Annotated in this window: 12 protein-coding genes; 10 read left to right on the top strand and 2 right to left on the bottom strand. The window is 59.9% G+C overall.

All coding sequences use genetic code 11. The annotated features are described in order from the left end of the window. Nucleotides 1-13 precede the first annotated feature (13 nt). Genes NCN05_RS08575 through NCN05_RS08560 form a run of 4 tightly spaced genes read left to right on the top strand, consistent with a single transcriptional unit; the run spans nucleotide 14 to nucleotide 2,778 of the window. Complete coding sequence (locus NCN05_RS08575) at nucleotides 14-211, top strand: RNA-binding S4 domain-containing protein (protein WP_041435023.1); 198 nt, start codon at nucleotides 14-16, stop codon at nucleotides 209-211. A gap of 32 nt (nucleotides 212-243) precedes the next feature. Next, entirely contained in the window at nucleotides 244-975 is a 732-nt protein-coding gene (tpiA, locus tag NCN05_RS08570; protein ID WP_115010249.1) for a triose-phosphate isomerase, read from the top strand. Nucleotides 976-1,018: 43 nt separating this feature from the next. Next, nucleotides 1,019-1,798, top strand: coding sequence for a dihydropteroate synthase (gene folP, locus NCN05_RS08565; protein WP_250397761.1), 780 nt, complete (start codon nucleotides 1,019-1,021; stop codon nucleotides 1,796-1,798). After that, nucleotides 1,795-2,778: a GlcNAc-transferase family protein gene (locus tag NCN05_RS08560; RefSeq protein ID WP_250397760.1), complete on the top strand. Its 984-nt coding sequence runs from the start codon at nucleotides 1,795-1,797 to the stop codon at nucleotides 2,776-2,778. The genes folP and NCN05_RS08560 overlap by 4 nt, the downstream gene beginning before the upstream one ends. Nucleotides 2,779-2,858: 80 nt before the next feature. On the opposite strand, the gene NCN05_RS08555 is transcribed toward NCN05_RS08560, so the two are convergent. Then, nucleotides 2,859-6,869 carry a magnesium chelatase subunit H gene (locus tag NCN05_RS08555; RefSeq protein ID WP_250397759.1) on the bottom strand — a complete coding sequence of 1,337 codons (4,011 nt, stop codon included), beginning with the start codon at nucleotides 6,867-6,869 and terminating at the stop codon, nucleotides 2,859-2,861. Nucleotides 6,870-6,986: 117 nt separating this feature from the next. Between NCN05_RS08555 and dapB the strand changes: the two genes are divergently transcribed. From dapB to NCN05_RS08530, 5 genes are read left to right on the top strand one after another with little or no spacing between them, the layout of a single operon-like run. Next, nucleotides 6,987-7,820 (top strand): 4-hydroxy-tetrahydrodipicolinate reductase, encoded by an 834-nt coding sequence (gene dapB / locus NCN05_RS08550; RefSeq protein ID WP_250397758.1) that lies wholly within the window; start codon nucleotides 6,987-6,989, stop codon nucleotides 7,818-7,820. Between the two features lie 10 nt (nucleotides 7,821-7,830). Beyond that, nucleotides 7,831-8,487, top strand: coding sequence for a DUF8619 family protein (locus tag NCN05_RS08545; RefSeq protein ID WP_250397757.1), 657 nt, complete (start codon nucleotides 7,831-7,833; stop codon nucleotides 8,485-8,487). A 50-nt stretch (nucleotides 8,488-8,537) separates the two neighbouring features. Next, complete coding sequence (locus NCN05_RS08540) at nucleotides 8,538-8,789, top strand: CAB/ELIP/HLIP family chlorophyll-binding protein (protein ID WP_114987899.1); 252 nt, start codon at nucleotides 8,538-8,540, stop codon at nucleotides 8,787-8,789. 41 nt (nucleotides 8,790-8,830) lie between these two features. Continuing rightward, nucleotides 8,831-9,976 (top strand): FAD-dependent monooxygenase, encoded by a 1,146-nt coding sequence (locus NCN05_RS08535; RefSeq protein WP_250397756.1) that lies wholly within the window; start codon nucleotides 8,831-8,833, stop codon nucleotides 9,974-9,976. A 20-nt stretch (nucleotides 9,977-9,996) separates the two neighbouring features. Beyond that, nucleotides 9,997-10,209 carry a DUF2949 domain-containing protein gene (locus tag NCN05_RS08530; protein ID WP_114987901.1) on the top strand — a complete coding sequence of 71 codons (213 nt, stop codon included), beginning with the start codon at nucleotides 9,997-9,999 and terminating at the stop codon, nucleotides 10,207-10,209. Here the strand turns inward: NCN05_RS08530 and NCN05_RS08525 are convergent. Next, nucleotides 10,200-10,754, bottom strand: coding sequence for an adenine phosphoribosyltransferase (locus NCN05_RS08525; RefSeq protein WP_250397808.1), 555 nt, complete (start codon nucleotides 10,752-10,754; stop codon nucleotides 10,200-10,202). The genes NCN05_RS08530 and NCN05_RS08525 overlap by 10 nt on opposite strands. A 521-nt stretch (nucleotides 10,755-11,275) precedes the next feature. On the opposite strand from NCN05_RS08525, the gene NCN05_RS08520 reads away from it, so the two are divergent. Then, the coding region (locus NCN05_RS08520; protein ID WP_250397755.1) for a DUF4347 domain-containing protein at nucleotides 11,276-11,981 on the top strand (706 nt) is incomplete at its 3' end.

Below are 11,981 nucleotides of genomic sequence, written 5' to 3'. Positions count from 1 at the left end.
AAAACTCTGCCCAATGAAGCTGGATCAGTTCCTGAAATGGAAGGGTTGGGTCTCCACCGGCGGTGAAGCGAAGCAACGCATCCAGATGGGTGAAGTGGAGGTGAATGGGAGCGTTGAAACCCGGCGGGGCCGTCAGCTTTCCCCGGGAGATCGGGTTGTGCTTGCTGGTGAGGAGTCCGTTGTCGGGGATGAAAACGCGACCGGGCCGTAAGTTGGCTGCCACATTCCATGGGGAAGCAAGGCGTGCGCAGACCGGTGATCGCTGGCAACTGGAAGATGCACATGACCTGTGCCCAGTCGCGGGAGTTCATGGAAGCCTTTCTGCCATTGATTGCTGACACCCCGGACGACCGCGACCTGGTGCTTGCACCACCATTCACGGCGCTGTCGACCATGGCGGAACTCAGCCAGAACTCCCGGGTCTGCCTGTCGAGCCAGAACGTGCACTGGGAAGGCCAGGGAGCCTTCACCGGGGAGATCTCCCCAGCCATGCTCAAGGAACACGGGGTGACCCACACGATCGTGGGCCACAGCGAACCGCGCAAATACTTCAGTGAAAGCGACGAACAGATCAACCACCGGGCCAGGTCATCCCAGTCCAACGGTCTGATTCCGATCGTTTGCGTTGGCGAAAGCGATGAGCAACGCGAACGGGGCGAAGCTGAACGGGTGATCCGCCGTCAGATTGAGCAGGGCCTGGAGGGTCTCGATGCCGAGAAACTGGTGGTGGCCTACGAACCGATCTGGGCGATTGGCACAGGCAAGACCTGCGCTGCCGAAGAAGCCAACCGCATCTGTGGTCTGATCCGTAGCTGGGTTGGCTCCCCCGATCTGGTGATTCAGTACGGCGGCTCCGTCAAACCCAGCAACATTGATGAGTTGATGGGCATGAGCGATATCGACGGGGTGCTGGTGGGGGGTGCTTCCTTGGAGCCCGAAAGCTTTGGACGGATTGCCAACTACCAAGCGGCTTGATTCAGGCGGCTGGCCCCAAGGTTGGGGCCAACGCACAGCCGTGATGGGGGTGATCAACGTCACCCCGGATTCCTTCAGCGACGGAGGGAGATTTCTAGCGAGTGACAGGGCCCTTGCTGAAGCTCAGCGGCAGCTGAGCCGCGGTGCGGACGTGTTGGATCTCGGGGCGCAAAGCACCCGACCTGGAGCGGAGGAGGTGGGCGCCGAAGAGGAGTTGCGGAGGCTCCTACCAGCGCTCAAAAGCATCCGGCAGAGCTGCCCAGAGGCGCTGATCTCCATCGACACGTTTCTTTCGCCGGTGGCCGCCAAAGCACTGGAAGCAGGGGCCAACTGGATCAATGATGTGAGCGGTGGCAGCCGGGATCCCGATCTGCTGCGGGTGGTCGCCGATGCCGGCTGTCCGGTGGTGCTGATGCACAGCCGCGGTGACAGCCAAACCATGGATCAGCTCACGGCCTATGCCGATGTCGTGGCAGATGTGAAAGAGGCGTTGCTGGAGCGCAGTGAAGCTGCGATTCAAGCCGGCGTTGATGAAAGCCAAATCATCTGGGATCCAGGTCTCGGCTTCGCCAAGACCCACGAGCAGAACCTGCAGCTGCTGCGGGATCTGGAACAACTCACTGCAGGAACGCGACCGGTGCTGATCGGCCCTTCACGCAAACGCTTCATTGGCGCCGTGCTCGATGAGCCCAGGCCCAAAGCGCGTCTCTGGGGAACAGCTGCCGTTGCCTGCCGCTGCGCCCAGGCGGGTGTTGCCGTGCTGCGGGTGCACGATGTAGGCCCCATCAGCCAGACGCTGCGCATGGCGGCTGCACTCTGGTGAGCTCTACGATCTTTGTTCAGATCGCGGCTTACCGGGATCCGGATCTACCGGCCACACTGCACAACCTGATTCAGCGGGCAGCCCAGCCAGAGCGCCTGCGCTTCGGCATCTGCCTGCAACTGGCGGCTGATGACCCGCCCCATTGGGGAACAAGCGCGTTTCCGGATCATCCACACCTGAAGAGCATCAGATTCGATGCAACTGAAAGCCGCGGAGCCTGCTGGGCCCGACGGCAGGCCCAGGGTGTTTACGGCGGGGAAGACTTTCTGCTGCAGATCGACAGCCACATGCGGGCTGTAGAGCACTGGGATGACTTGTTGCTGACGACCTGGAAGGAATGCAGCGATGAGCGTGCCGTTCTCAGTGTTTACCCGAACGGCTTTCAACAGCCGTGCCGGTTGCAGACATCAACCCTGCCTGTGATGGCAGCCGCCGGTTTCGATGCCTACGGCATTCTCAAATTGCGAGGCATCAGCCGATTCCAACTGCCAGAAGAACAACCTGATCGCCCCATCCACGGGGCATTTATCGCAGGAGGCTTCCTGTTCGGCCCGGGCTCAATCGTGGGCGAAGTGCCCTACGACCCCGAGCTCTACTTCTATGGCGAAGAGATTGCCATGTCGGCACGACTGTGGACTTCGGGTTTCAACATCTACGCCCCAAATCGCCTGCTGCTGTTTCATCTCTACAAGACAGAACATACAGATCAAGAGCATGCAGCCACCCATTGGGGCGATCACAGCAATTGGCACGATTACAACCTTCGCGCACTCAAACGTATACACACACTGCTCGGCAGCCTCAACAACGCACCGACATCAATCCGCTGCTTGAATGATGAGCATGGCGAACTTGAACCCTTCGGATTAGGGAGAAAACGTAGCCTGTATATGTATCAACAATGGGCTGGAATTAATTTCAAAACGTCAGAGATCAGCCAAGCCGCAAGAGATGCAGAATTCAAGCCCCTGAAAGCCTGATTTGCCCATCATTCATCGCCAATAAAAAAGCCAGATTCCGGCAGGAACTCTGGCTTTGATGATCAACACTTGGTCTACGATCAGTCGGTGACAACACCCTCAATTCGATCCTCAACCTCCTGGTACAGCTCCTGAAGCTGCTCGATGTTTTCATCCGAGGTCTCCCAGTATCCGCGGCCATGCACCTCAAGCAGGGTGCCCACGATCTGACGGAAGCTGTTGGGGTTGAGTTCCAGCAGACGCTTGCGCATCTCAGGATCGTTGATGAAGGTTTCGTTGGCTTCTTCGTAGACGAAGTTGTCAACGGCACCACTCGTGGCACTCCAACCCAAGGTGAAGTTGAGGCGCTTGGCCACCTCACGCACACCCTCGTAACCGGAGTCGAGCATGCCTTCGTACCACTTGGGATTCAGCAGCTTGGTGCGTGAATCCAGGCGGATCGTTTCACTCAGCGAACGCACCTGAGCGTTGGCCGTGGTGGTGTCGGCGATGTAGCTGGTGGGAGCTTTGCCGTCATCACGCAGGCCAGCGATCAACTTGGTGGGGTCGGAGTCGAAGTAGTGGCTCACATCGGTGAGGGAGATCTCAGCCGAATCGAGGTTCTGGAAGGTGACATCCGCCGTCTTCATCACGTTCTCAAACACCTCCCGCTTCTGGTTCATCTCACCGGGGTTGTCGGCATTGAAGGCGAAGGTCTTGCGGGAGAGGTACATCTCCTGCAGCTCACCTTCCTCCTCCCAGGTGCTGTTCTCCACGGCGAGGTTCACGTTGGAGCTGTAGCTGCCGCTGGCGTTGGAGAACACCCGGCAGGCCGCATCCCGCAAGCTCGTGCCTTCTTTTTCCGCCTGCTCGAGGGCGTGCTTGCGAACGAAGTTCTGCTCCAGAGGCTCATCGGCCTCGGCAGCCATCTTCACGGCCTGATCGATCAGCGCCATCTGGTTGATGAACAGATCGCGGAACACACCGGAGCAGTTCACCACTACATCAACGCGGGGGCGGCCGAGTTCTTCCAGGGGAATCAACTCAAGCTTGTTCACCCGACCCACGGAGTCCGGCATCGGCTTGACGCCAACGAACCAGAGGATCTGAGCCAGGGATTCACCGTAGGTCTTGATGTTGTCGGTTCCCCAGAGCACGCAGGCGATGGTTTCGGGCCAGGTGCCCTGCTCCTCGCGCTGACGCTCAATCAACTTGTCCACAACACTCTTGGCTGCAGCCACCGCAGCACGGGTGGGGATCGCCTGCGGGTCGAGGGCGTGGATGTTCTTGCCGCTGGGCAGCACACCAGGATTCCGGATCGGATCACCACCGGGGCCCGGAAGGATGTATTCACCATCGAGAGCCTTCAGCAGACTCTCCATCTCCATGTCGGCACACACCTGCTCAAGGCAGAAGCGCAGATAGGCAAAGAGCTTGTCGAGCTCGGTGGCGTCGATCTGCACGAAGCCAGCACTGCAGCAGGCCCGCAGCCAGGGCGAGGGAAGCTTGAAGCCGAACTTGGCCAGCAGGTCGTAGAACCAACCGAAGCTGTTGCGCAGGCTGACCCGACCGTCACGCCCAGTGAGGGTGCGAACCATGGCGCCAATGGCAGCTCGGGATGTCTCCGTAATCGTGCGGTTGAGCTCTACATCGGCGAGGACGCCCTCGTCGTTGCCTTTGTAGATGTCTTCGATCGAGCGGCCCATCGCCTCAGCCAGCAGGCCAGGGAGTGAACGCAGCCCATCCTCCTCACGCTCGAGAGCAGCGATGTTCACCAAGGTGGCAACGGCTTCCTCTGCAGTGGGGGGCTTGCCAATGGTGTGAAGGCCACAGGGAAGGAGACGGCTTTCGATCTCCATCAACTGGCGGTAAACGGCGCCCACCAGGGCATCACGTCCCTCCAGGTCGAGGGTCGAGGCATCCTCCTCAGGAAGGTCGACGTCCTTATCGAGGTTGCACTGACGTGCGGTCTCAATGATCGTGTTGACGATCTGAATGCCGCGGCCGCCCTCACGCAGCTGCTGGTAGGAGCCCACCAGCTCACCCAGTTCCTTCAGGCCCTTGTAAAGGCCAGCATTTTCAGCCGGAGGGGTGAGGTAGCTGATGGTGGAGGCATAACCCCGCCGCTTGGCGATGGTGGCCTCGGAGGGGTTGTTGGCGGCGTAGTAATAGAGGTTGGGCAGCGCACCGATCAGTGAATCGGGGTAGCAGGTTTCGCTCATGCCCATCTGCTTGCCGGGCATGAACTCGAGAGAGCCGTGGGTGCCGAAGTGGAGCACCGCATCAGCCTTCCAGATCTTCTGGAGATAGGTGTAGTAGGCGGCGAAGCCGTGGTGGGGGCTGGCGCTGCGGGAATAGAGCAGTCGCATCGGATCACCCTCGTAGCCGAAGGTGGGCTGAACGCCAACGAAAACGTTGCCGAAGTGGCGACCGAAAACCAGCAGGTTCTGGCCATCGCTGTTGAGATTGCCGGGGGGCTTGCCCCAGTTCTCTTCGAGCCGTTCGGAGTAAGGCGTCAGACGCTCATACTCCTCAACGCTCATGCGGTGGGCGATCGACAGCTCCGGAGAGCCCTGCATGGCATCGGCGTCGTTAATGACGGCCTCCAACAGCTCTCGAGGCGTGGAAGGCAGGTCCTGCACGTCGTACCCCTTCGCCTTCATCTCCTGCATCACACGATGGATGGAGCCGAAGACGTCGAGGTAAGCCGCCGTACCGACATTGCCTTTGTCGGGAGGGAAGCTGAACACGGTGATCGCCAGCTTCTTCTCGTTGCGGGGCTTGATCCGCAGCGATGACCAGCGGATGGCCCGCTCAGCGATGGCATCAACCCGGTCTTGAAGGGTGTGCGCCTTGCCGGTGGCATCGTCGCGACCCGAGAGAACGATGGGCTCGATGGCGCCATCCAGTTCCGGAATGGCGATCTGCAGGGCCACCTGCACCGGGTGCAGGCCAAGGTCGCTCTGTTCCCATTCCTGGGTGGTCTGGAAGACGAGGGGAAGCGCCACCATGTAGGGGCGGTTGAGCTTCTTCAGCGACTCAATCGCCTTGGGGTGGTCCTGGCGGGCCGGACCTCCGACCAGTGCAAAACCGGTTAGGGAGACGATGCCATCCACCAGGGACTGCTCGGGATTCAGCGGGTCATAGAAGAAAGCATTGACCGGCTTGGAGAAGTCGAGACCGCCGCAGAAGATCGGAATCACGCGAGCGCCACGGAACTCCAGCTCCTGGATGGTGGCCACGTAATGGGCATCGTCACCGGTGACGATGTGGCTGCGCTGCAGCACCAAACCGATCACCGGCCCTTTGCGGGCTTCCTCAGAAAGGTCGGTGCGGCTGGAGGTCCAGTTCAGATATTCCTTGAGGTCCTCGAACATCGAGGGAGCCAGGGGGTGCCAAATGCCGAGGTCGGGGAACACTTCGGGCTCCGCCACCTCCATTGCCGGGCGCTCCTCACCTTCTGCAGCTGGGAAGACGTACTTGTCCGCCAGCATCAACAGGAAGTTGCGCAGGTTGTCGGGAGTACCGCCCAGCCAGTACTGGAAGCTGAGCATGAAACTGCGGGCGTCCTGCGCCTTCTCAACCGGCAAGTACTTGAGAACGGTGGGCAACGTGTTCAGCAGCTTGAGCATCGCGTCCTGGAAGCCGGCACCTCCGGCTTCCTTCCGCTTCTTCATGAAGCCTGCGATGGCGCTCTTGCTCTGACCGAGCTGGGCCATCGAGAAGCTGCCCAGCTTGTTGAGACGCATCACCTCCGGCATGGACGGGAAGACCACAGCCGCCTTGAGTCGGTCGCGGTGGGGGGCAACGGCGTCCACAACCTTCTGCGCCAGATCCTCAATGAAGATCAAGGAGGCCACAAAGACATCAGCCTCAGCCACGTCGGCGCAGAAGCCGGCGTAGTTGTCGTCGTCGCGGAGTTCCTCGATCAGATAGCCGCTTAGCTCGATCCCGAGATCGCCACCGGAAGCATTGAGAGCCGTCGCTGCCTGGGTGAGGGCGTTTTGGTACTGGGGCTCCAGCACCACGTAAACCGCCTTCATGACGGACTTGTGGTTCTGGCCCTCCACAGGAGCAACGCGGCGATCGGCGGAGCGGACCTGTGTGAACATCAGCGCGCTTTGAGCAATGTGAAGAACCTTACGGCGACTGGCCCTTAGGGCGCGAGGATTTCTGATCGGCCGTTACACGAGCCGACCCATAGGCTTTGAAGCGTCTGCTGCGCTTTCATGACCGCTCCGATTCCCGTCGTTGTTGCCGGTGCCCTGGGGCGCATGGGCGCCGAGGTGATCAAGGCTGTGGTGGGAGCCGAAGACTGCTGCCTGGTTGGCGCCATCGACAACACCCCCGGCAAAGAGGGGGCAGACGTGGGTCTGGAGTTGGGCCTGGGGGAACTGGAGGTGGCCGTGACGGCTGATTTCGAAGGCTGTCTCTGCGCCGTGAGCCAATCGGTGCGGGACAGCGGCAGCGGCGCCGTGTTGGTGGATTTCACCCACCCCTCCGTTGTTTATGAGCACACCCGCGCGGCCATCGCCTATGGCGTTCACCCCGTGATCGGAACCACGGGACTCTCCCCTGAACAACTCAACGACCTCACCGAGTTCTCGGCCAAAGCGTCCGTGGGTGGGGCCGTGATCCCCAATTTCTCTGTGGGAATGGTGCTGTTGCAACAAGCGGCAGCCGCAGCGGCACGGTTCTACGACCACGCGGAACTGACGGAACTGCACCACAACCGCAAGGCGGATGCCCCCAGCGGCACCTGCATCAAAACCGCTGAGCTGATGGAAGAGCTGGGCAAGAGCTTCAATCCCGAGGAAGTGGACGAGCACGAATCCCTGGCGGGCTGCCGCGGCGGACAGCGGGACAGCGGCCTGCGGCTGCACTCCGTGCGGCTGCCGGGCCTGGTGGCTCACCAGGAAGTGATGTTCGGTGCCCCGGGGGAGACCTACACCCTGCGTCACGACACCATTGATCGTTCCGCCTACATGCCCGGGGTGCTGCTCACGGTGCGCAAGGTGGGCAGCCTCGGCAGCCTTGTGTATGGCCTTGAGCGCCTGATCTGAAGGCGACACCATGCTCATCCCTCTCCGCCCAGGCGAACTGCAACGACTGATCCCGGCCGTTGCCACCGGCAACCAGTTCCGCTTTGCCCTTGGCAACCCCCAGCAGGTGCTGCAGCGCCTGATGATCGCCGCCATCGGGGGAGTGATCACGTTCCTGATCTACAACCAGGCGCAGCTCGGCAGCCGCTGGGGCCCCGTCTGGTTGGTGATCAGCGTTGTGTTCTTTCTGTATGTGCTTTGGGGCCCGATCGTGCAGGCCGGCCAGCGCAACGCCACGCTGCGGCGCTATCCCGCGGCTGCCCTGTTTGAGGGCGAGGTGGCGGACGTGATCACGCGTGAGCGGGTGGAAAACCGCCACGAACAGGCCGACAGCCGCGGGCGGCTGGAACTCGTGGAGAACCGACGCACCTGGATGCTGCTCGAACTTGAAGACGAGGAGGGTTATCTCGGCCGGGTGGCCTTTCCGATGGAGAAAAAGCACCAGTCGATCCGCCGCGGCAGCCTGATCCGCTGCCTGGTACTGAGCGAGCGCAAGGATTTCTCAAAGATCGGAGCCCTCAGCGATGCCTGGCTGCCGGGCATGCGGATGTGGGTTGGCGAGTACCCCTTCCTGCTCCGTCCCGCCTTTGAGGAGCTCTGCCAACTCCGCCTGAACAGCAGGCGCTGAACATTTCTTAAACCTGGTTTACACTTCTTAGCAATCAAACGGCGGCATCGATGTCCCAGTCCTCTCCCACCACTCCTGTCGTGCGCGGTGCACAGGTCACCACAGAAGACGGCGGCCGCCTCAACGCCTTCGCCACGGAACCCCGCATGGAAGTGGTTGAAGCAACCCAGGGTTGGGGTTTCCACGATCGCGCCGAAAAACTGAATGGCCGCATGGCCATGCTCGGTTTCATCGCTCTGCTGGCTACTGAACTGGCCCTGGGCGGCGAATCCTTCGTTCACGGGCTGCTCGGCCTGGGCTGATCGCCTCGCGCTGGATCGGGATGGCTGGCCAGACTCCCTGAATGGCTCCATCCCCTCCAGAGATTCATGTTTTGGGCGCTGGTCCCACCGGCGCCCTCACTGCTCTCGCCCTCGGCCTCCGTGGTCAGAGGGTGGTCCTGTTTGACCCGCTGACGGCATCGGAACTTCAAGCCAGAAGCCGGGCGTACGCCATCACCCACTCCAGCCGCCGACTGCTGACCAACCTGGGCCTATGGCACGACCTGCGCGATGCCTTGGTGCCCTTCCGCGACCTGGATTTGCGGGATGGGGCCACCAACGCCCGCGTTCTCTTCAGCGAGGACGACCTGGCATCAGCCAATCGACACCATGACGGCATCGGCTGGATCCTCGATCACCGGCCCTTGATGAAGTTGTTGCTGACTCGGCTGGAGGCCAATGGCAACGTGGCCATGCACCTGGCCGAACCATGCCCTGATCCAAGCGCTGATGCCCTGATCGTGGCGGCTGACGGACCGAGCTCCCCCACACGGAAGGCCTGGGGCATCCGTCACTGGGGCATGCGCTATCGCCAGGGGTGCCTCACCGCCAAGGTGTCCCTGCGGGGACTTCCCCACGACAGGGCCTGCGAGTTGTTTCGCCCGGAAGGCCCTCTCGCCGTTCTGCCCTTGGGGCAGGGCACGTTCCAGGTGGTGTGGAGTGCACCCTGGCAGCGTTGCGAGCAGCGCAGCACGCTGCAGCGCAGTGCCTTTCTCGATCAGCTGGCCGCTGTTCTGCCGGAGGGAATTGAACCGGATTTCCTTCTGGATCAACCCCGAGCCTTCCCACAACAATGGCTCCTGGCTCGCCGCTTTCATCGCGGACGGGGCGTGCTGATCGGCGAAGCGGGCCACCGCTGCCATCCCGTGGGAGGCCAGGGGCTCAATCTCTGCTGGCGTGATGTGGAAGGTTTGCTCCGCGCCGTGGAGCGGGGTGGCAGCGCCGCAACAATCGCTCGGCGCTACGGGACGAGCCGCTGGCTCGATGTACTCCAGGTGGGAGTGGCGACGGATCTTCTGGTGCGGGTGTTCTCCAACCGCCAACCGCTGTTGCTTCCACTGCGGCGTTTGGCCCTGCTGCTGCTGAAACAGTTTTCTGGGCTGCGCCAACTCAGCTTGCGGGCCATGAGTGACGGCCCCATGCAGCTCTGGCGGGCCTTGCCAAACTGAACCAAGCGCGGGTCGCGACCATGGTGATGTCCAGCCAGCGGCAACCCCCAGCAACAGACGCCTTGCTGCAATTTCTTCAGCGGCGTTTGGGGTTGAGTCCCAGCGCCCTGGAGCTGGGACAACGCCAGGCGGAACTGGAACAAGCCCCCCTCCCAATCGTGCTGTGGAGCTTCGGGTTGTTGAGTTTGCAGCAGTTGGAAGACGTCTTCGACTGGCAGAACACTCAGCCGTAGCGCAACAACGCTTCAACGGGTTGACCCGCGGGCAAGGCCTGACGGCCTCCGAGCCCCTCCAGCTCGATCACAAAGGCAAAGCCCACCAAGCAACCGCCGGCCTGCTCCACCAGTTGTCCCGTCGCCGCAGCCGTGCCACCGGTGGCCAGCAGATCGTCCACCACCAGCACCCGTGGTGAATTCTCCAATGCATCGGCTTGAATCTCCAGCCGATCGGTGCCGTACTCCAGGGCGTAGTCGAGACCGACCACCTCACCGGGGAGTTTTCCAGGCTTCCGCACAGGCACGAAGCCAAGCCGTCGGTCGCTGGCCAATGGTGCCCCGAAGATGAACCCCCGGGATTCGATCCCCACGATCAGATCAGGCTTCACCTGGTCGCAGAACGCACCCAACTGGCGGATAACCTCGGCCATTGCTTCTGGTGAGCGCAGCAGCGGATTGATGTCTCGAAACAGAATTCCAGGCTTGGGAAAATCTGGAATTGAGCGAATGTGCGACTGAAGATCCAAATCCAGGTGACGCAATGGCGGTGCCCCTGGCATCATCGCAGCCATTTGTCCTGTCAATCCCTAAAGCACTGCAAACACAGGGCTTGCACGAACTCTCCAGGGGTATTGCGACAGGGTTCTACGACAGTTAAACGACAGCAGAACTACGAAAGAAGGGGTATGGGGGCTTCCAGGTCTATGCGTGCACGTAGAAGAGCTTCTGATTTTCCACCAAGTTTTGGAGGCAGCAACGTCATGACTGGCGCATCTGAAATCCCAGCGTGCCAATCGACTTGCAAACCAAACCGAAGCGCACGTACACATAAAGCATGCTGATACGGCCCCTAAACCAACCACCGGTGCATGGATGCCAACCGCCAACTTATGCATCCTGCACATACGAACGTGGCATCCGGGAAGGCTGAAGCCAGTAATTCCGTATATATGCCCTTGTCGGCAATACGAAAGCCTCAAACTGCCCACTGCAAGAGAGGAACAAAAGAAACCGGAGTCAATACGCGTCAATACTGACAACCCCTCAACAGGGGGCTTAGACGTAGTGCATCGGAGCTAGTCCCATGACCTACTCATCCCTGTTGGCTTCTTCAACCCGTCAAGGGCTTGTAGTTGCTAGCGACCTGAGCGAGGCGCTTAAAGGCCTTAAGGGAACTCCTCAAAAAACCCTCGGATCAGATCTGGATCCAATTGAAGAGATCAGTCGAATACTTCGAGACGATCCCTTAGACCAGCTAAATATTGTTGCTCACGGTACCGCTGGTTCTATTGATCTGGGGACAGGACTGGATAAAGAAGTTCTTGTTGCTAATCAGCAGCAATTTACAGAGTGGAATGTAAAAGAAATTGTATTGTGGTCATGTGATGTTGCACAAGACAAAGATTTTGTTGCGCTTTTAGAAGAATTTACTGGCGCAAAGGTAATTGCATCCCAACAAAAGCTCGGCCTAGGCAATACTATTCCGAACACAGGATTCGATGAGCTTGCTAATATTGTAGCAGGTTTAAATTTTGAACTTCACACTAATACTGTTGGCTTTGATGTAACTCCTGGCGATACCAATGATACTTTTGACGTAACTTTATTTTATGGGTCTTGGCATAGTAATGCTCCAGCTGAAGGTGCATTATCGTTATACACTCTAGGCGGTGAAGATAGCACTAACTGGGCAGATTACAATGTAGAAGCCTACGGCCAGGGTGGAAATGTATCTAACAACACATTTCCATTCACTAAATCAAATAATAATCAAAGCGGGAATATTAAAT

It is taken from the genome of Synechococcus sp. MU1651 (genome assembly GCF_023630635.1).
In the GTDB taxonomy this organism is placed as follows: Bacteria; Cyanobacteriota; Cyanobacteriia; order PCC-6307; family Cyanobiaceae; genus Parasynechococcus.
This window is presented reverse-complemented; position numbering and strand designations above follow the sequence as displayed.